This window comes from Streptomyces radiopugnans (assembly GCF_900110735.1).
In the GTDB taxonomy this organism is placed as follows: Bacteria; Actinomycetota; Actinomycetes; order Streptomycetales; family Streptomycetaceae; genus Streptomyces; species Streptomyces radiopugnans.
Genome location: NZ_FOET01000008.1, coordinates 22679 through 42325 on the forward strand (window position 1 = coordinate 22679; position 19647 = coordinate 42325).

The 19647-nt window shown below is 73.0% G+C and carries 17 protein-coding genes; 9 read left to right on the top strand and 8 right to left on the bottom strand.

The features are described 5' to 3' along the window. Positions 1-48 precede the first annotated feature (48 nt). The 6 genes from BMY40_RS15870 to BMY40_RS15895 all read right to left on the bottom strand — a co-directional run bounded on the left by BMY40_RS15870 (position 49) and on the right by BMY40_RS15895 (position 6766). Positions 49-1005 (bottom strand): S66 peptidase family protein, encoded by a 957-nt coding sequence (locus BMY40_RS15870; RefSeq protein ID WP_093660011.1) that lies wholly within the window; start codon positions 1003-1005, stop codon positions 49-51. Continuing rightward, entirely contained in the window at positions 1002-3026 is a 2025-nt protein-coding gene (locus BMY40_RS15875) for a prolyl oligopeptidase family serine peptidase (protein ID WP_093660013.1), read from the bottom strand. Before BMY40_RS15875 ends, BMY40_RS15870 begins: the two co-directional genes overlap by 4 nt. 97 nt (positions 3027-3123) lie before the next feature. Continuing rightward, the gene (locus BMY40_RS15880) at positions 3124-4452 is read right to left on the bottom strand and encodes a M20/M25/M40 family metallo-hydrolase (protein WP_093660015.1); all 1329 of its coding nucleotides are present in this window, start codon (positions 4450-4452) and stop codon (positions 3124-3126) included. After that, positions 4445-5281: a M55 family metallopeptidase gene (locus BMY40_RS15885; RefSeq protein WP_093660017.1), complete on the bottom strand. Its 837-nt coding sequence runs from the start codon at positions 5279-5281 to the stop codon at positions 4445-4447. The genes BMY40_RS15880 and BMY40_RS15885 overlap by 8 nt, the downstream gene beginning before the upstream one ends. An 85-nt stretch (positions 5282-5366) precedes the next feature. After that, the gene (locus BMY40_RS15890) at positions 5367-6131 is read right to left on the bottom strand and encodes a class I SAM-dependent methyltransferase (protein WP_245770128.1); all 765 of its coding nucleotides are present in this window, start codon (positions 6129-6131) and stop codon (positions 5367-5369) included. A gap of 170 nt (positions 6132-6301) precedes the next feature. Then, on the bottom strand, positions 6302-6766 hold the full coding sequence (locus BMY40_RS15895) for an SRPBCC family protein (RefSeq protein ID WP_093660019.1): 465 nt from the start codon (positions 6764-6766) through the stop codon (positions 6302-6304). Positions 6767-6960: 194 nt separating this feature from the next. On the opposite strand from BMY40_RS15895, the gene BMY40_RS15900 reads away from it, so the two are divergent. Then, positions 6961-7995, top strand: coding sequence for an Rv2578c family radical SAM protein (locus BMY40_RS15900; RefSeq protein ID WP_093660021.1), 1035 nt, complete (start codon positions 6961-6963; stop codon positions 7993-7995). Here the strand turns inward: BMY40_RS15900 and BMY40_RS28660 are convergent. Then, entirely contained in the window at positions 7982-8206 is a 225-nt protein-coding gene (locus tag BMY40_RS28660) for an N-acetyltransferase (RefSeq protein WP_245770129.1), read from the bottom strand. The genes BMY40_RS15900 and BMY40_RS28660 overlap by 14 nt on opposite strands. A 513-nt stretch (positions 8207-8719) precedes the next feature. On the opposite strand from BMY40_RS28660, the gene BMY40_RS15910 reads away from it, so the two are divergent. After that, entirely contained in the window at positions 8720-8959 is a 240-nt protein-coding gene (locus BMY40_RS15910) for a hypothetical protein (protein ID WP_093660023.1), read from the top strand. A 415-nt stretch (positions 8960-9374) separates the two neighbouring features. Here the strand turns inward: BMY40_RS15910 and BMY40_RS15915 are convergent, their stop codons facing one another. Further along, on the bottom strand, positions 9375-9932 hold the full coding sequence (locus tag BMY40_RS15915; RefSeq protein WP_245770140.1) for a HEAT repeat domain-containing protein: 558 nt from the start codon (positions 9930-9932) through the stop codon (positions 9375-9377). A 351-nt stretch (positions 9933-10283) separates the two neighbouring features. Between BMY40_RS15915 and BMY40_RS15920 the strand changes: the two genes are divergently transcribed. The 7 genes from BMY40_RS15920 to BMY40_RS15950 all read left to right on the top strand — a co-directional run bounded on the left by BMY40_RS15920 (position 10284) and on the right by BMY40_RS15950 (position 19555). Continuing rightward, on the top strand, positions 10284-12068 hold the full coding sequence (locus tag BMY40_RS15920) for a 3-hydroxyacyl-CoA dehydrogenase family protein (protein WP_093660027.1): 1785 nt from the start codon (positions 10284-10286) through the stop codon (positions 12066-12068). A gap of 107 nt (positions 12069-12175) precedes the next feature. Next, positions 12176-12985: a TetR family transcriptional regulator gene (locus tag BMY40_RS15925; protein ID WP_218158303.1), complete on the top strand. Its 810-nt coding sequence runs from the start codon at positions 12176-12178 to the stop codon at positions 12983-12985. A gap of 372 nt (positions 12986-13357) precedes the next feature. Beyond that, entirely contained in the window at positions 13358-14695 is a 1338-nt protein-coding gene (ccrA, locus tag BMY40_RS15930; protein WP_093660031.1) for a crotonyl-CoA carboxylase/reductase, read from the top strand. Between the two features lie 11 nt (positions 14696-14706). Further along, positions 14707-16719, top strand: coding sequence for a protein meaA (locus BMY40_RS15935; protein ID WP_093660033.1), 2013 nt, complete (start codon positions 14707-14709; stop codon positions 16717-16719). Beyond that, a complete protein-coding gene (locus BMY40_RS15940) occupies positions 16716-17681 on the top strand; it encodes an HpcH/HpaI aldolase/citrate lyase family protein (protein WP_093660035.1) in 966 nt (321 codons plus the stop codon). Before BMY40_RS15935 ends, BMY40_RS15940 begins: the two co-directional genes overlap by 4 nt. A gap of 133 nt (positions 17682-17814) precedes the next feature. Next, positions 17815-18348: a MaoC family dehydratase gene (locus BMY40_RS15945; RefSeq protein ID WP_093660037.1), complete on the top strand. Its 534-nt coding sequence runs from the start codon at positions 17815-17817 to the stop codon at positions 18346-18348. A 1-nt stretch (position 18349) separates the two neighbouring features. Next, the gene (locus BMY40_RS15950) at positions 18350-19555 is read left to right on the top strand and encodes an acyl-CoA dehydrogenase family protein (protein ID WP_093660039.1); all 1206 of its coding nucleotides are present in this window, start codon (positions 18350-18352) and stop codon (positions 19553-19555) included. The last annotated feature ends 92 nt before the right edge of the window (positions 19556-19647 follow it).

The following is a 19647-nucleotide window of genomic DNA, read 5'->3' on the forward strand; positions in this document are numbered from 1 at the left end:
CGCGGGACCCGGTGGGAGAGCGGGGCGCCGCTCGGACAGGGGCGCCGCTCAGACCAGAGCGGGCCCCTGGAGGGTGAGCGTGCGCGTGTCGGCGTCCAGGGTGGCACGGACCCCGAGCGGCAGGGTCAGGGTCGCCGGGCCGTGTCCGAAACCCAGCTCCTCCACCACCGGCACCCCCAGCGGGGCGAGCCGGTCCAGCAGCACCTCGCGGACCCTCTCGTACGGGCCGCAGTCGTGCCAGGAGCCGAGCACCACGCCCGCCACGCCGTCCAGTTCGCCGGAGCGCAGCAGATGGGTGAGGTGGCCGTCGAGGCGGTACGGCGGCTCGCCGACGTCCTCCAGCAGCAGGATGCCGCCGTCCGGGCGGGCGCGGTCCCGCCCCGGCACGCCGGTCTGGCCGGCCAGCAGCGACAGGCAGCCGCCGTAGGTGGTGCCGGACGCCCGGCCGGGCACCAGTGTGCGGGCGGCCGGGGAGGTGATCCGCGTGACCGTCTCCGGGGCGAAGAGGGTGGCGCGCAGATGCTCCTGGGTGGGGCCGTCCTTGAGGAAGGAGACGGTGGCGGGCATCGGGCCGTGCAGGGTGGCCAGGCCCAGCCGGGTCGCGAACGCCTCGTGCAGCACGGTCAGGTCGCTGTAGCCGACGAAGGGCTTGGGGCCGGCCGCGCGCATCGCGTCCCAGTCGGCCAGGTCCACCATCCGCTGGACGCCGTAGCCGCCGCGGGCGGCGAGGACGGCCGCGACGGACGGGTCGCACCAGGCCTCGGTCAGGTCGCGGGCGCGGTCGGCGTCGGTGCCGGCCAGGTGGTCCAGGCGCGGGTGGACGTCCAGGACGTGCGGCATGACCCGCGGGTCCAGGTCCCAGCCGCGCAGTACGTCCACCCCGGCGTCCAGCCGCTCGCGCTCCACCGGTCCGCTGGGCGCCACGATCGCCACCCGGTCGCCGGGGCGCAGCCGCCTGGGCCGGGTGAGGGCGGGGCGCGGTGGTGAGGGGGAGGGAGATGTCACGTGGTGAGCTCCAGCCTGGGGACGTCCGGTCGGTCGAAGCCGAAGACCTGCGCGTACAGGGAGAGTTCGGCCTCCACGGCCCGGGTGATGGTCTCCGCCCTGCGGAAGCCGTGGCTCTCGCCCTCGAAGGCGAGGTAGGCGTGCGGCACTCCGCGCCCGGCGACCTCGGCCAGGAAGCGGTCGCACTGGGCGGGCGGGCAGATCACGTCGTCCAGGCCCTGGAGCAGCAGGAAGGGGGCGGTGACGCGGTCGGCGTGGTGGACGGGCGAGCGGTCGCGGTAGCGCTCGGGGTGCTCCTCGGCGCGGCCGACGAGGGCGACCAGGTACTGCGACTCGAAGTCGTGCGTCTCGCCGGTCGCCCAGCCGGCCAGGTCGAGGATGGGGTAGCTGATGGTCCCGCAGGCGTACAGGCCCTCGGTCAGCGGCGAGGTGAGGGAGACGGCGGTGGTCCAGCCGCCCGCGCTGCCGCCGCGTATGGCCAGCCGGGCGGGGTCGGCGGTGCCCTCGGCGGCCAGGGCGCGGGCGACGGCGGCGCAGTCCTCGACGTCGACCACGCCCCAGCGCTCCCGCAGCCGGTCGCGGTAGGCGCGGCCGTAGCCCGCCGAGCCGCCGTAGTTCACCTCCGCCACGCCGATGCCGCGCGAGGTGAAGTAGGCGATCTCCAGGTCCAGCACGAGGGGCGCCCGTCCGGTGGGCCCGCCGTGGGCCCACACCACGTACGGCGGCAGCTCGCCGTCGGGGGCGCCGGCGGCGGGGTGGCGCGGGGGGTACAGGTGGGCGTGGATCTCGCGGCCGTCAGGGCCGGGGAAGACGCGCTCGGCGGGGTCGGGGTAGTAGGCCGGGTCGACCAGGTCGGTGTGGGCGGAGCCGACGACCAGGGTGTGGCCGGTGCGGGTGTCCAGCTCCACGACCTCGTAGGCGCTGCGCGGGCTCGCGGCGATGCCGATGACGCGGGTGCCCGCGGCGGCCAGGGCCGGGGCCCACTCCGTCCACGGGCCGGGGGCGTCGGCCAGTTCGCCGGTGGCCGGGTCCAGGACGCCCAGGCGCAGGGAGCCGCGGCCGTGCAGGACGGCGACCGTGCCGTCCTCCAGCGGCTGGAACCACTGGTGGCCGATCTTCCACAGCGGTCCGCCGAACTCCTCCTCGCGCGGGCACAGGGGGGTGGCCGCGCCCGCGGCGCCCGCCCCGTCGGCGGCAGCGGCGTCCAGTCGGTACAGGTTCCACCAGCCGCTCGCGTCGCCGCTGTACAGCAGCGAGCCGTCCGCCGCCCAGCCGACCTGCGCCACCGACTCCCGGACGCCGCCGGCGACGGCGCGGACGTCGTCGAAGGAGCCCTCGGCGGTGACGTCGGCGAGGCGGACGACCGTGCCGTCCCAGGGCATCCGGGGGTGGTCCCACACCAGCCACGCCGCCCGCCGCCCGTCCGGGGAGAGGCGGGGGCCGGTGGTGAAGCGGTCGGCGTCGCCGGTCAGTTCGCGGATCCGGGAGCGGTCGGAGGCCGCCGAGCCGTCCAGGGGCACGGCCGCGATCACCCGGCGCACGTCGGTGGGCCGCTGCCCGGTGAACTCCTCCAGCACGCACCACACCTCGCCCCGCTCCGGCAGCACCACCGGGTCGGCCCAGCGCAGGCCCTCGCCGACCGCCGAGACGGGGGTGAGGGGACGCGGCTCGGCTCGGGGGGCGTCCGGTTCGAAGGCGTACATCCGCTGGTCGGCGTGGTGGACGAAGACGACCAGCGGCCCGCCCTCCGCTCGCGCGGCCCCGGCCCAGGGGCGTCCGCCGTACTCGATCACCCGGCTGCGGACGTTCCACGGCTCGGGCAGCACCGACTCGGCGGGGCCGGATCCGTCCGGGCGCAGCCTCATCAGCGCACGCCGGCCGCCCTCGGCGGGGCGGGGCTCGGTCCACCACACCTCGGCACCGACGGTGCCCGCGTACTCGGGGTGGCCGTCGTGCGCGGCGACCAGGCGGGCGTCGATCGGGGACTCCCAGGTGCCGTACGGGGCGGTGGCGTACGTCATCGTGCGCGGCTCCTCGCGGGCTCGGCGGGTTGTTCGGGGAAGGCAGGGGGCGGTGGGGCGCCGGACGGCCGGGGGGCGGCCGGAGGCGGGCCCGAGCTCAGAGGGCGAACAGGGCGCGGTCCATGACCCGGACGCCGAAGTGGAGGGCGTCCACGGGGACGCGCTCGTCGACGCCGTGGAACATCGCCTGGTAGTTCAGCCCCTCGGGCAGCCTCAGCGGGGTGAAGCCGTAGCCCACGATGCCCAGCTCCGCGAACTGCTTGGCGTCGGTGCCGCCGGTCATGCAGAACGGGATGACGTGGGCGTCGGGGTCGAAGTGCTCCAGGGACTCGCGCAGCACGGCGAAGGTGCGCGAGTCGACCGGCGCCTGGAGGGCCGGGCCGCGGTGGTAGAACTTCCAGTCCACGTCCGGGCCGGTGAGCTCGTCGATGGTGGCGGTGAACTCCTCCTCGGTGCCGGGGAGCATCCGCCCGTCCACATGCGCCTCGGCGGTGCCGGGGATGACGTTGATCTTGTAACCGGCCTTGAGGCCGGTGGGGTTGGTGCTGTTGCGCACGGTGGCCTCGACCAGCTTGGCGGACGGGCCCAGCTTGGCCAGCAGGGCGTCCACGTCGAAGTCGGGGGCGTCGAAGTCGGGGGCGTCCAGCCCGTTGAGGCGGGACAGCTCGGTGAGGGCGGCGCGCACCGTCTTCGACAGCCGCACCGGCCAGTCGTGCTCGCCGATGCGGTGCACCGCGGCGGCCAGCCGGCTCACCGCGTTGGCGCGGTTGACCTTGGAGCCGTGCCCGGCCCGGCCGGTGGCGGTCAGCTCCATCCAGGCGGTGCCGCGCTCGCCCGCCGCGATCGGGTAGAGCTGCAGGCCGCCGCCGGCGTGGAAGGTGTAGGCGCCCGACTCGCTTATGCCCTCGGTGCAGCCCTCGAACAGCTCGGGGTGCTCGCGGGCGAGGAAGTCCGCGCCGTACTGGCCGGTGTCCTCCTCGTCGGCGGTGAAGGCGAGGACGATGTCGCGGCGGGGGCGCACCCCGGCCCTGGCCCAGGCGCGGACGACGGAGAGGACCATCGCGTCGGCGTTCTTCATGTCGACCGCGCCGCGGCCCCAGACCACGCCGTCGCGGACCTCGCCGGAGAAGGGGTGGACGGTCCAGTCGGCGGGCTCGGCGGGCACCACGTCCAGGTGGCCGTGGACGAGCAGCGCGTCGGCGGAGGGGTCGGTGCCCTCGATGCGGGCGACGACGTTGGTGCGGCCGCGGACCTTCTCCAGCACCACCGGCTCGATCCCGGCGTCGGACAGCTTCCCGGCGACGTACTCGGCGGCCTTCCGCTCGGTGCCGTCCCCGTTGCCGAGGTTGACGGAGTCGATGCGGATCAGCTCCGAGGTGAAGGCGACCGCCTCGTCGAGTGCCCGGTTGTCGATGCGCTCAGCCATACTGCTCCTCCACTGCGGCAGAGACGACGGTGGTGACCGCCTTGAAGGTGCGGATCCCCTCGTACATGGACGGCGATGTGTACGCCACCCGGCGCTCACCCGTCTGCTCCACACCGGGCACGACGGTGGCCGCGCCGGCCAGGTGCTCGGCGTCGAACTCGATCTCGACCGTGCGGGGCCGGGGCCCGGTGGGCTCGTGGCGCACCGCCAGGGCGACCGCCTCCTTCGCCGCCGCGCGGATGTCGGCGGCGGTGCGGGCGGGGGTGCGGCAGACGGCGGCGTAGCGGGAGACGTAGTCCTTGACGGCGACGCCGCGCGCGGCGGGGGCGTAGCCGCGGGCGTCGTCGCAGGTGCGGTCGTCGCCGGTGACCAGGACGACGGGGACGCCGTACTCGGCCACCACCGCGGCGTTCAGGCGGCCCTCGCTGGCCCGCTCGCCGTCCAGCCACACGCCGGTGAGGGAGTTGGCGAGGTAGGTGTGGGCCAGGACGCCCTCGGCTCCGGCGCCCGTGTGGTAGCCGACGAAGGCGATGCCGTCGACGTCGCCGTGCTGGACGCCCTCGACCATGCTGAGCGACTTGTGGCGGCCGGTGAGCATCTGGGCGCGGTCGTCCAGCTTCTCCAGCAGCAGGTTGCGCATGGTCCAGTGCGCCTCGTTGACCAGCACCTCGTCCGCGCCGCCGTCGAGGAAACCGGCGATCGCCGCGTTCACGTCGGAGGTGAACATCGGACGGCAGCGCTCCCACTGCGGGGTCCCCGGCAGGACGTCGGCGGGCCAGGTCACCCCCGTGGCGCCCTCCATGTCGGCGCTGATCAGGATCTTCGTCATGGAAGGCCACGTTACGCGCAGCCCCGGCGGCGTCCAAGACCAGGGTGGGCCGCCGGACCGGTGTCACCGGTCCGAACCTGTGGCGTCACTCGCCGCGGCCCACCACCAGCCAGTTCGACGGCAGGTCGAGGCGCGAGCCGTCGGGTTCGAAGTCGGTCGTGGACAGCGGGAGCGAGCCGCCGGCGAGCACCCGCAGCCCGGCCGCGACGAACGGCCCGGCGGGTTCCGCCGGTTCGGCCGGCTCCCCTGCGGGGCCCTGCGGGGCGCCCGGTCCGGTGTGGTCCCGGGGGGCGTTCGACATGTGCGGCAGGTCGGAGAGGCCGGGTGCGTCGAGGGGGCCGGGAAGCTCGGCGGGATGGGCGGCCCCCGCCCCCTGCGCCAGGGCCGCGCTGGCCTCGGGCGCGGCCTCCACCACGAAGGCTCGGCCGCGCTCCCCGACGAGCGCGGCGACGGACTCGGCGACACGGGCGCGGCCGGCGGGTCCGCTGCGCCGGAGGACGCCTCGCAGGTAGACGTTGGCGTCGCCCAGTTCGTCGTGCAGGCGCCGCATCGCGTCGGGGTCGGCGGCGTCGAGCTGCCGGAAGTCCGGGGCACTGCGGCCGCCCTCCCCCTCCCCCACCGCCGTCCGGGCGCGTTCCAGGACGGCGGCCGAGCGGTCGATCCCGACGCAGGGGCGGAAGCGGCCGGCCAGGAAGACCGTCTGGGCCCCGTTGCCGCAGTCGGCGTCGACCAGCGGCAGGTCCGGGGCGAAGTACTTCTCGAAGATCGGCATGTGTACAGCGGCCGTGATCGCGGGGTCGGTGCTCCAGATGCCCTGCGAGGATCCGCCGTCTTCGAGCGTGGCGTTCACGGGGTCTCTCCCTCGTCCGTCTGCGGGCCGCGGGGTCACGGCCGCCGGGAGAGCCCGCCTACCCCGTCCGGTGCGGTTCGTGCATCCGGGCGCGTCCGGTCCGGGCGGCGGGCGCGGGGAGGGCGCGTGCGCCGGGGTGCCGGCGGGGTGCGCGGGGGCGAGCGGGGTGGTCAGGCGCCCGTCCGGCCCTCGGTCTCGGTCTCGGCGGCGAGGTTGGCGAGCAGCTCGTCGTAGATGCGGGCGAGCCCCTTGGGCGCGAAGGCGCGTTCGAAGAAACCGCCGACGCCGCCCGCGCCCTTCCACGCGGTGGTGACGGTGACCCGCGAGGTGCCCTCGGCCGAGCCCGGGGTGACGGTCCAGGTGGTGACCATCGAGGAGTTGCGGTCGCGTTCGACCAGTTGCCCCTCCATGGGCTCGTCCACCTCCATCAGGCAGTCGCGCACCCGCTTGGAGGTCGCCTGGAGCTTCCAGTGGACGAGCGTGCCCTTGCCGTCGCCGCCCTCGCGCACCTCGTACTCGCCGAACTGCCCGGGCAGCAGCCTGCCGCGGGTGCCGCTGTAGTCGGCGAGCGCGTCGAACACGTCCTCCGGGCGGGCCGCGATCTCGCGCTGCGTGGTGGCCTCGACCTGCGCCATGGCTTCTCCCTGGTGGTTCCGGTGGGTCCTGCTGGTTCCGGTGGGTCCTGGCGGTCCTGGTGTCCCGGTGCTCCGCCGGCCGTCGCGGCGGCCGCTGACGCCAGCCAACCACCCGCGACGCGCCCGCCCAAATCGGGGTTACCACCGACGGGAACAGATGTTCTATTCTTGTGCGGGCGGAACGAGGAGGTCGCATGCGCTGGGACAATCTGCACCGGGACGGACCGGACGCGAGCGGCACGGCCGCCCTCTTCGGCCCGGACGTGGTCACGCGCACGGTCGACACCCCGGAGTTCGCGGGCATCACCTTCCACGAGGTACGGGCCCGTTCGATCATCAACCGGGTGCCGGGCGCCTCCCGGATGCCGTTCGAATGGACCGTCAACCCGTACCGCGGCTGCTCCCACGCCTGCGTGTACTGCTTCGCCCGCCGCAGCCACGGCTACCTGGACCTGGACACCGGGATCGGCTTCGACACCCAGATCGTGGTGAAGACCAACGCCGACCGGCTGCTGCGCCGGGAGCTGTCCTCCCCCCGCTGGCCGGGCCACCACATAGCCATGGGCACCAACGTCGACTGCTACCAGCGCGCCGAGGGCCGCTACCGGCTGATGCCCGGCATCCTGACCGCCCTGCGCGACCACGCCAACCCGTTCTCCATCCTCACCAAGGGGACCCTGATCCTGCGCGACCTGGACCTGCTGCGCTCGGCCGGCGCGGTGGCGGATGTGGGCGTCTCGGTGTCGGTGGCCTTCCTGGACGAGGAGCTGTGGCGCACGGTGGAGCCCGGCACCCCGGCCCCCGAGCGGCGCCTGGACGTGGTGCGCGCCCTCACCGACCACGGCATCGGCTGCGGCGTGCTGATGGCCCCGGTCATTCCGTTCCTCTCCGACGGCCCCGCCCAGCTCCGCGCGACGGTGCGGGCGATCGCGGCGGCGGGCGCGACCTCCGTCACGCCGCTGGCCCTGCACCTGCGGCCGGGCGCGCGCGAGTGGTTCACCGCCTGGCTGGCCCGGCACCACCCGGGCCTGGTGGGCCACTACGAGCGGCTGTACGCCGACGGCGCCTACGCCCCGAAGTGGTACCAGCGCCGAATCACCCGGCAGGTGCACGAGTTGGCGGAGGAGTACGGCATCGGGCCGTCCCGGCCGGGGGCGCACCGGGGCGTCGGCGCACCGCGGTGCGCCCCCGAGCCCGAAGCGGGCCCGACCCAGCTCACCCTGCTGTGAGGTCCGCCCCGCGCAGCCCGCGCGAGTAGCGCACCTCGGCCACGGGCGTCCCTCCCGCGTCGAAGAGCGACCTCGCCCCGTCCGGGGCGAAGCCCGCCGCCTCGTAGAAGCGGCGGGCCCGTGCGTTGCCCTCCGCCACCCACAGCCGGAGCCGGCGCGTCCGGCGCGCCTCCGCCGTCTCCGCGGACGCCGCCGCCGTCCCCCCCGGCACGGCCCGAGGGCCGCCCAGCCGGTGATGCGGCCGCCGCCGTCCACCGCGACCAGGTCGGTGACCGTCTCGCGTGTCGCGGCGAAGTCCGCCCGGCGCCGGGCGGCGTACGCGGCGGCGTCCATCCCCTCCAGGTACTCACGGGGCATCAGATGGCGGTACGCGTACCGCCAGCCCCGCACCCGCAGGGCCGCCACCGCCTCCAGATCCGCCTCGGCCGCCTCCCGCACGCACACGGGTCCCCCTCCGCTCACCGGCGCTCCCTCACTTCCCGTCCCACTGCCCCGTTCGGACGCCTCCACCGGGGTGCGAGGAGTCGGTGCAACCCTCCCCCTGCGTTAGAGTAAAGCCGCTCGCCGACATGGTCGGCCTGCTTCCACGCCACCTCCGGGGCCACCGCTCCGTCGTCGTCCGGAGCCTCGGGGGTGGCCCGCCCCCCAACCACACCGCAGACACCGGAAGACCCGCGGTCCGCCGCCACCGTACGGCGGTCCCGCCGGGGGAAAGGCATCAGGGATGGCCGTCTTCAAGCTGCAACTCACGGATGGCCGGGAGAGACTGGTCGAGGCCGGGCGCGCCGGGCGCACCGCCGACGGCCAGATCGTCATCGAGGACACCGACGCCCTGGGCGTGTGGGACTGCCTGGAGGAGTATCCGGCCGACCGCGTGAGGGCGGTGTGGCGGCGCGGCCCCGCCGAGAGCGGCATCTACACCTGGATTCCGCAGCCCTCCGAGGGGAGTTGGTGGAGCTACTGAGGGCCTCCCCGGCCCGCGCTCCGGCCCGGGCCGCGGGGCCGGGTGCCCGGAGCACACCGCGCACCCGTCTCCACCTCCGCCTCCGCCTTCGAAGCGGCATCTCCTAAACCTTCTGTGGCGCACTTCACAAGGCGCGACACGGAAACGGCCTGCGTTTCACAGCCCGAAGGCCGTGCCATCCCTTACGCCGGGGAAGGGTTCCGCCGCTCCGGAAAGACCCCGGGGCACGGCGGGGAGCGGCCGGGAGCGATGCCGCGCATCCGCCCCGTCCGGGGCCGGTGCCGGCCCCGGCTCCCCGGACCCCGCCCCGACGCCATCGGCCCGCGCCCCCTCGGACGCGCGGCCCGCGGCCACCGCGGCCCTCCTCGCCCCGGCGGCACGAGCCGGCACCGGCCCGGCGCCGGACCCGCCGCGGTCAGAGCCTGCGCAGCGCCTCGTCGGCCGCCGCGCGCAACTCCTCGCGCTCCCGGGCGGCCAGCAGCACCAGCCTGGCCCGCGGGTCGCCCAGCGCTCCGAGCCCCTCCACGCAGGCGCGGGCCACCTGCCAGTGGTGGACGGGGCCGGCCAGCAGCCGGTCCAGGACGCGGATCAGGGTCGGCGCGGACTGCGGCGCGCGCAGGGCGGCCAGCAGCCGTACGGGGTGCAACGCGTAGGAGGTGCGCAGCTCGTTGGTCGCCAGCGCCGCCGCGGCGCGGGCGGTACGCGGGTCGCCCAGGCGCAGCAGGGCGCGGGCCGCGGCGGCGCAGCGGGCCGGGTCGCGGTGGTTGAGCAGGAACACCAGCGTCTCGAAGGCCCGGGAGTCCCCGGCCCGGCCCAGGGTGCAGGCGGCCAGCTCCCGGGCCCACAAGGGGCGGGCGGGGGCGGTGAGTTCGGCTGCCAGCGCGTCACGGGCGGCGGCCGTGTCCCGCCGGGCCAGGGCGAGCAGCCGCCCGTACTCCTCCGGATCCGCCTCGGCCCGCAGCCGATCCACCATTTCGCGGTCCACCGTGCCCGCCCTGCCCACCGGCACGTCACCTCCCTGTGGTATGTGCCACATTCCTGGAAGCGGTCTACCCTCTGGCATTCGGGTTACCCGCAGGTTAGCCTGCTCATCGGAGCGGTACCCCCGCTCAGTCGGACGGCCTGGTGACGCAGCCGTCCGGTGTGCAGTCGGTTCAGCACGCGTATACGCAGGTCGAGCACGGCCCCGGGACAGGGCCGCTCTCGCTCGTTCCACGCCTGTGTACGACGCGGGCCCGGCGCTCTCGCGCGCCCTCGCCCGCCCCTCTCCCCTCCTTCTCCCTCTCAGTCGTCACCGTCTCTTCCTCTTCTCTGGAGTCCCGTGATGGACCGTCCCACCCTCACCACTGTCGCCGTGGTCGGCCTCGGCACCATGGGCACCGGCATCGCCGAGGTCCTGGCCCGCGCCGGCCGCGAGGTCATCGGCATCGACACCGACGAGAACGCCGCCCGCCGGGCAGTCGCCGCGCTGGAGGCGTCCACCGCCCGCGCCGTGGAGCGCGAGCGGATCACCGAGCAGGAGCGGCGCGACGCCCTCGCCCGCTTCCGCACCTTCTGCGACCTCCAGGCCGCGGCCGAGGCCGATCTGGTCATCGAGGTGGTGCCGGAGGACTACGGGCTCAAGCAGCGCGTCATCAACGACCTGGACGGCATCGTCAAGCCGGCGGCCGTCATCGCCACCGGCACCAACGCCCTGTCGGTCACCCGGCTCGCGGCCGACTCCGCACACCCCGAGCGCGTGCTGGGGATGCACTTCTTCAACCCCGCGCCCGCGATGAAGCTGGTGGAGATCGTCTCCTGCGTGCTCACCTCCCCCGAGGCGGTCGCCGCGGTCACCGATCTCGCCGTCGACCTGGGCAAGGAGCCGATCCCGGTCGGCGACCGGCCCGGCTTCGTCGCCGACGGGCTGCTGTTCGGCTACCTCAACCAGGCCGCGGCGATGTACGAGTCGAAGTACGCCACCCGCGAGGACATCGACGCCGCGATGCGACTGGGCTGCGGTCTGCCGATGGGCCCGCTGGCCCTGCTGGACCTGATCGGCATCGACACCGCCCGCACCGTGCTGGAGGCGATGTACGCCGAGTCCCGCGACCGGCTGCACGCCCCCGCCCCGATCCTGGGCCAGCTCAGCGCCGCCGGTCTGACGGGCCGCAAGGCCGGGCGCGGCTTCTACACCTACGAGGCGCCGGGTTCGGCGACGGTGGTGCCGGACGCGCTCACCCCGCGCGAGGGCGAACTGCGGGGCACCCCGCGCCAGGTGCGCTCCGTCGGCGTGGCGGGCTCGGGGACCATGGCCAGCGGCATCGCCGAGGTGTTCGCCAAGGCCGGCTACGACGTGGTGCTGGTCGCGCGCAGCGACGAGAAGGCCGGGACGGCCAGGGACCGGATCGCCTCCTCGCTGGAGCGGTCGGTGAAGAAGGGCCGGATGAGCGCCGAGGCCCGCGACGAGACGCTCGCCAGGATCACCCCGGCCGGCTCGCTGTCCGCGCTGGCGGAGGTGGACCTGGCGGTCGAGGCGGTGGCCGAGGACCTGGAGGTCAAGAAGGGCCTGTTCGCGACGTTGGACGAGGTGTGCAAGCCGGGCGCGGTGCTGGCCACCACCACCTCCTCGCTGCCGGTGGTCGCCTGCGCCCGCGCGACCTCGCGCCCGCAGGACGTGATCGGCATGCACTTCTTCAACCCCGCGCCCGCGATGAAGCTGGTGGAGGTGGTGAGCACCGTCCTGACCGGCGACGACGTCCACGCCACCGTGCGCGAGGTGTGCGCGAGGATCCGCAAGCACCCGGTGGACTGCGGCGACCGCGCGGGCTTCATCGTCAACGCGCTGCTGTTCCCGTACCTGAACAACGCGATCAAGATGGTGCAGGAGCACTACGCCGACATGGACGCCGTCGACGCGGCCATGAAGCTCGGCGGCGGCTACCCGATGGGCCCGTTCGAGCTGCTGGACGTGGTCGGCCTGGACGTCTCCCTGGCGATCGAGAAGGTGCTGCACGAGGAGTTCCGCGAGCCGGGCCTGGCCCCGGCTCCGCTGCTGGAGCACCTGGTCGCGGCGGGTTGCCTGGGCCGCAAGAGCGGACGCGGCTTCCGCGAGTACGCGAGGCGGTGAGCCCGGCGAACCCGGCGTTCCCGCCCCGGGCGGACTCCGGGTGGGGTGGGCTGCTGGACCCCGGCGGCCCACCCGCCGGCGGCGGTGTGCCGTGTAACGTTCCACACATGTCGCAGTCCGTACGGTCCGCCCGCCCCAACGTGCCCAGCCAGCGCCTGAAGATGCGCCGTGAGCTGGCCGCCGCCGCGATGGAGCTCTTCGCCACGAAGGGCTACGAGGAGACGACGGTCGACGAGATCGCGGCCGCGGCCGGGGTGGCCCGGCGCACCTTCTTCCGGCACTTCCGCTCCAAGGAAGAGGCGATCTTCCCGGATCACGACGACACCCTGGAGCGCGCCAAGGCGGTGCTGGACGCGGCGCCCGCGCACGAGAACCCGCTGGACACCGTGTGCCGTGGCATCAAGGAGGTCATGAGGATGTACGCGGCCTCCCCGGCGGTGTCGGTGGAGCGCTACCGGCTCACGCGTGAGGTGCCCACGCTGCGGGAGCGGGAGATCGCGTCCGTGGCCCGCTACGAGCGGCTGTTCACCCGGTATCTGCTGGGCCACTTCGACGAGTCCGCCGTGGCCCACCGGGACGGCGACGAGGACGGCCTCGACGAGCCGCTGCTGGCCGAGGTCGCGGCGTCGGCGGTGGTCACCGCGCACAACCACGTGCTGCGGCGCTGGCTGCGCGCGGGCGGCCAGGGCGATGTGGAGGCCCAGCTGGACCGGGCCTTCGCCACCGTGCGGCGGACCTTCGGTACCGGCTTCGTCGCCAGCCGGGCGGCGGCCGACCGGCCGGCCGCGGCCGCCGGGGCGAGCGGAGCCAACGGTGCGGCCGGCCGGGAGGGCGGGGTGCTGGTGACGGTGGCGCGCACCGACGCCCCGCTGGACCAGGTGATGCGCACGATCGAGGAGGCCCTGCGGCAGGGCTGAGCACCGCGGCGGGCACCTGGGGAACGAACCGGGAACCGCGCAACCGCACAGAGGGAAACGGCCGCCTCCTTCCGGGAGGCGGCCGTTTCCGTGCGCACCCCGCTCATGCGTGCACACCTGGTGACAACTGAGAGAAATTCTTGGCACGCAGTGTCTTGTGCACTGGCACGCAGTGCCATAACGTGAGCGGTGTCCGGGCACTGTCCCCGCGGTCACTGCCGTGCGTCCGGACGCCTGCGTCACAGGCACCTTCAGCGCTACCGCGCCGAGCCGCAGCACCACCGCCGAACCGACGGCACCAGCAGCTCACACAAGACCGAAGAAGACCCCAGCGACCCCTCAAGCGTCCCCGAACGCTCGCCGGAGGCCACAGTGAAGGAAATCCTGGACGCGATCCTCGCGTCGGACAGCAAGCCCGCCGACTTCGCCAACCTGGCGCTGCCCGAGTCCTACCGCGCGGTGACCGTGCACAAGGACGAGGCCGACATGTTCGAGGGCCTGCCCACCCGGGAGAAGGACCCGCGCAAGTCCCTGCACCTGGACGAGGTGCCCCTGCCGGAGCTGGGCCCCGGCGAAGCCCTGGTGGCGGTCATGGCCTCCTCGGTGAACTACAACTCGGTGTGGACCTCGATCTTCGAGCCGGTGTCGACCTTCGGCTTCCTGGAGCGCTACGGGCGCACCTCGGAGCTGGCCAAGCGCCACGACCTGCCGTACCACATCATCGGCTCCGACCTGGCGGGCGTGGTGCTGCGCACCGGCCCCGGCGTCAACGCCTGGCAGCCCGGCGACGAGGTCGTCGCCCACTGCCTGTCGGTGGAGCTGGAGAACGCCGACGGCCACAACGACACCATGCTCGACCCCGAGCAGCGCATCTGGGGCTTCGAGACCAACTTCGGCGGCCTGGCCGAGATCGCGCTGGTGAAGTCCAACCAGCTCATGCCCAAGCCCGCCCACCTGTCCTGGGAGGAGGCCGCCGCGCCGGGCCTGGTGAACTCCACCGCCTACCGGCAGCTGGTCTCCCGCAACGGCGCCGGCATGAAGCAGGGCGACAACGTGCTGATCTGGGGCGCCTCAGGCGGCCTGGGCTCCTACGCCACCCAGATGGCCCTGGCCGGCGGCGCCAACCCCATCTGCGTGGTCTCCTCCCCGCAGAAGGCCGACATCTGCCGCTCCATGGGCGCCGAGGCGATCATCGACCGCAACGCCGAGGGCTACCGGTTCTGGAAGGACGAGAACACCCAGGACCCCAAGGAGTGGAAGCGCTTCGGCAAGCGCATCCGCGAGCTGACCGGCGGCGAGGACGTGGACATCGTCTTCGAGCACCCCGGGCGCGAGACCTTCGGCGCGTCCGTCTACGTCACCCGCAAGGGCGGCACCATCACCACCTGCGCCTCCACCTCCGGCTACATGCACAGCTACGACAACCGCTACCTGTGGATGAGCCTCAAGCGCATCATCGGCTCCCACTTCGCCAACTACCGCGAGGCGTGGGAGGCCAACCGCCTGATCGCCAAGGGGAAGATCCACCCCACGCTGTCGAAGACGTACTCCCTGGAGGAGACCGGCCAGGCCGCCCACGACGTGCACCGCAACGCCCACCAGGGCAAGGTCGGCGTGCTGTGCCTGGCCCCGCGCGAGGGCATGGGCGTGCGCGACGCGGAGATGCGGGCCAAGCACATCGACGCCATCAACCGCTTCCGGAACGTGTAGAGGGCACCCCCATGGCTGAGCGCCAGAAAGACCGTCCGTGGCTGATGCGGACGTACGCCGGGCACTCCACGGCCGAGGCGTCCAACGAGCTGTACCGGCGCAACCTCGCCAAGGGGCAGACCGGCCTGTCGGTCGCCTTCGACCTGCCCACCCAGACCGGCTACGACCCCGACCACGTCCTCGCCCGCGGCGAGGTCGGCCGGGTCGGGGTCCCGGTCTGCCACCTCGGTGACATGCGCCGGCTGTTCCAGGACATCCCCCTGGAGCGGATGAACACCTCGATGACCATCAACGCCACCGCCATGTGGCTGCTGGCGCTGTACCAGGTGGTCGCCGAGGAGCAGGGCGCGGACATCTCCGGGCTGTCGGGCACGACGCAGAACGACATCGTCAAGGAGTACCTCTCGCGCGGGACGCACGTCTTCCCGCCGGGCCCCTCCCTGCGTCTGACCACCGACACGATCGCCTACACCGTGGCGCACATGCCCAAGTGGAACCCGATCAACATCTGCAGCTACCACCTGCAGGAGGCCGGGGCCACACCGGTGCAGGAGATCGCCTACGCGATGTCCACCGCCATCGCGGTGCTGGACGCGGTGCGCGACTCCGGGCAGGTTCCCGCCGAGCGGATGGGCGACGTCGTCGGGCGCATCTCCTTCTTCGTCAACGCGGGCGTCCGCTTCGTCGAGGAGATGTGCAAGATGCGGGCCTTCACCCGCATCTGGGACCGGATCACCCGCGAGCGGTACGGGATCGAGGACCCCAGGCACCGCCGCTTCCGCTACGGCGTCCAGGTCAACTCCCTGGGGCTGACCGAGGCGCAGCCGGAGAACAACGTCCAGCGCATCGTGCTGGAGATGCTGGCGGTCACCCTCTCCAAGGACGCCCGCGCCCGCGCCGTGCAGCTGCCCGCCTGGAACGAGGCGCTCGGCCTGCCCAGGCCCTGGGACCAGCAGTGGTCGCTGCGCATCCAGCAGGTCCTCGCCCACGAGAGCGACCTGCTGGAGTACGACGACCTGTTCGCCGGGTCGCACGTGGTCGAGGCCAGGACCGCCGAACTGGCCGAGGGCGCCCTCGCCGAGATCGAGCGCATCCAGGAGATGGGCGGCGCGATGGCGGCGGTGGAGTCCGGCTACCTCAAGGCGCAGCTGGTCGCCTCGCACGCCGAGCGCCGGGCCCGCATCGAGTCCGGCGAGGAGAAGATCGTCGGGGTCAACTGCTTCGAGTCCACCGAGCCCAACCCGCTCACCGCCGACCTGGACACGGCCATCATGACCGTGGACCCGGCGGTGGAGCGCAGCGTCGTCACCGCCCTCCAGCGGTGGCGCGACGAGCGGGACGAGGCCCGCGCCCACCGGGCGCTCGCCGAGCTGAAGCGGGCCGCGGCGGGCAGGGACAACCTGATGCCGGCCACCCTCGAGTGCGCCCGGGCCGGGGTGACCACCGGTGAGTGGGCCTGGGCCCTGCGCGACGTCTTCGGCGAGTACCGGGCCCCCACCGGCGTGAGCTCCGCGCCGGTGGCGGCCCCCGCCGAGGAGGGCTCGCGGCTGGCCGAGGTGCGCCGGAAGGTGGAGGCCACCGCCTCCGAGCTGGGCTGCGGCAAGCTGCGCCTGCTGGTGGGCAAGCCCGGTCTGGACGGGCACAGCAACGGGGCCGAGCAGATCGCCGTACGGGCCCGCGACGCGGGCTTCGAGGTGGTCTACCAGGGCATCCGGCTGACCCCCGAGCAGATCGTCTCGGCGGCCGTCGCCGAGGACGTGCACTGCGTGGGGCTGTCGATCCTCTCCGGCTCGCACGCCGAGCTGGTGCCCGACGTGCTGGACCGGCTGCACCGGGCCGGCGTCGACGACGTTCCGGTCATCGTCGGCGGCATCATCCCGCGCGCGGACGCCGACGCACTGCGCGCCGCCGGGGTGGCGGCGGTCTTCACCCCGAAGGACTTCGGCATCACGGAGATCATCGGCCGTATCGTCGACGAGATCCGCACCGCGAACAAGCTCGACCCCCTGGAGGTCCCCGCATGACCACGCCCGTCAACCGGCTGCGTCCCCGCCGCTCCTGCCTCGCGGTGCCGGGCAGCAACCCCCGCTTCCTGGAGAAGGCCCAGGGGCTGGCCGCCGACCAGGTCTTCCTGGACCTGGAGGACGCCTGCGCCCCGCTGGCCAAGCCCGAGGCCCGGCACACCATCGTGAAGTTCCTCAACGAGGGCGACTGGACGGGCAAGACCCGGGTGGTGCGCGTCAACGACTGGACCACCCACTGGACGTACCGCGACGTGATCACGGTCGTCGAGGGCGCGGGCCAGAACCTGGACTGCATCATGCTGCCGAAGGTGCAGGACGCCGCCCAGGTCAGGGCGCTGGACATGCTGCTGACGCAGATCGAGACCACCATGGGCTTCGAGGTCGGCCGCATCGGCATCGAGGCGCAGATCGAGAACGCCAAGGGCCTGGTGAACGTCGACGAGATCGCCGCCGCCTCGCCCCGGCTGGAGACCATCATCTTCGGCCCGGCCGACTTCATGGCCTCCATCAACATGAAGTCCCTGGTCGTGGGCGAGCAGCCGCCCGGCTACCCGGCCGACGCCTACCACTACATCCTGATGCGGATCCTGATGGCCGCTCGCACCCACAACCTGCAGGCCATCGACGGCCCCTACCTGCAGATCAAGAACGTGGACGGCTTCCGGGCCGTCGCCGAGCGCGCCGCCGCCCTCGGCTTCGACGGCAAGTGGGTGCTGCACCCCGGCCAGGTCGAGGCGGCCAACGAGGTCTTCTCCCCCTCCCAGGAGGACTACGACCACGCGGAGCTGATCCTGGACGCCTACGAGTACTTCACCTCCGAGGCGGGCGGCAAGAAGGGCTCGGCGATGCTCGGCGACGAGATGATCGACGAGGCCAGCCGCAAGATGGCCCTGGTCATCGCGGGCAAGGGCCGGGCCGCCGGCATGGAGCGGACCTCGAAGTTCGAGCCGCCGGCCGCCTGAGTCCCACCACCGCGGGCCGCTCCGGCTCCCCGCCCCTCCTTCGCTCCCCCTCCACGGGGCGGAGGGGGAGGCCGGGGAGGGGGGCGGCCCGGTCCGGTACCCGTTCGTCCACCACACCACGGAGAGTCACACCATGCAGTTCGGCCGCACCTACGAGGAGTTCGAGGTCGGGGACGTCTACCGGCACTGGCCCGGCAAGACGGTCACGGAGTACGACGACCACCTGTTCTGCCTGCTGACCATGAACCACCACCCGCTCCACATGGACACCAACTACGCCGAGAAGACGACGGACTTCGGCAGGAACGTGGTGGTCGGCAACTACATCTACTCGCTGCTGCTGGGCATGTCCGTGCCGGACGTCTCCGGCAAGGCGATCGCCAACCTGGAGATCGAGTCGCTGCGGCACGTGGCGCCCACCTTCCACGGCGACACCATCTACGGCGAGACCACCGTCCTGGACAAGACGCCGTCGCGCTCGAAGTCCGACCGCGGCATCGTCCACGTCGAGACCAAGGGCTACAAGCAGGACGGCACCCTGGTGTGCGTCTTCCGCCGCAAGGTGATGGTGCCCACCGCCGAGTACATCGAGGCGCGCGGAGGTGAGCAGCCCGGCCGCCCCGAGCTGCGCACGGACGGGCGGGACTCCGGAAAGGGAGGCAAGTGACATGGGACGCCTGGCGCAGACCGAGGGCCTGACGGACATCCAGCGGGAGATCGTCTCCACCGTCCGCGACTTCGTCGACAAGGAGATCATCCCGGTCGCCACCGAGCTGGAGCACCGGGACGAGTACCCGACCCAGATCGTGGAGGGCCTGAAGGAACTGGGGATCTTCGGTCTGATGATCCCGGAGGAGTACGGCGGTCTCGGGGAGTCGCTGCTCACCTACGCGCTGTGCGTGGAGGAGATCGCCCGCGGCTGGATGAGCGTGTCCGGCATCATCAACACCCACTTCATCGTCGCGTACATGCTTAAGCAGCACGGCACCGACGAGCAGAAGGAGTACTTCCTGCCGAGGATGGCGGCCGGCGATGTCCGCGGCGCCTTCTCGATGTCCGAGCCGGGCCTGGGCTCGGACGTGTCGGCCATCACCACCAAGGGCGTGCGCGACGGCGACGAGTACGTCCTGACCGGCCAGAAGATGTGGCTGACCAACGGCGGCACCTCCTCGCTGGTGGCGGTGCTGTGCCGCACCGACGAGGGCCACCCCGAGGGCACCGCCCCGCACAGGTCGATGACCACCTTCCTGGTCGAGAAGGAGCCGGGCTTCGGCGAGGTCAAGCCGGGTCTGACGATCCCCGGCAAGATCGACAAGATGGGCTACAAGGGCGTCGACACCACCGAGCTGATCCTGGACGGCCTGCGCGTCCCGGAGAACCGGGTCCTGGGGGGCAGGACCGGCCGCGGCTTCTACCAGATGATGGACGGTGTCGAGGTCGGCCGGGTCAACGTGGCCGCGCGCGGCTGCGGCGTGGCCCAGCGCGCCTTCGAGCTGGGGGTCTCCTACGCCCAGCAGCGGCACACCTTCGGCAAGCCGATCGCCCAGCACCAGGCAATTCAGTTCAAGTTGGCCGAAATGGCCACCAAGGTGGAGGCGGCGCACGCCCTGATGGTCGGCGCCGCACGGAAGAAGGACTCCGGGCAGCGCAACGACCTGGAGGCGGGGATGGCCAAATACCTCGCCTCGGAGTACTGCAAGGAGGTCGTGGAGGACGCGTTCCGCATCCACGGCGGTTACGGTTTCTCCAAGGAGTACGAGATCGAACGGCTGTACCGTGAGGCCCCGATGCTCCTGATCGGCGAGGGCACCGCCGAGATCCAGAAGATGATCGTGGGACGCCGACTCCTGGAGGAGTACAAGATCCAGGGGTAGAATGCCTTATTCGGGGTGTTTTCCCTCCAAAGGGACAACACCCCGAACCAAGGCCTTCCGGGTAGCCCACGGTCCCGACAGGTGCTCTGGCT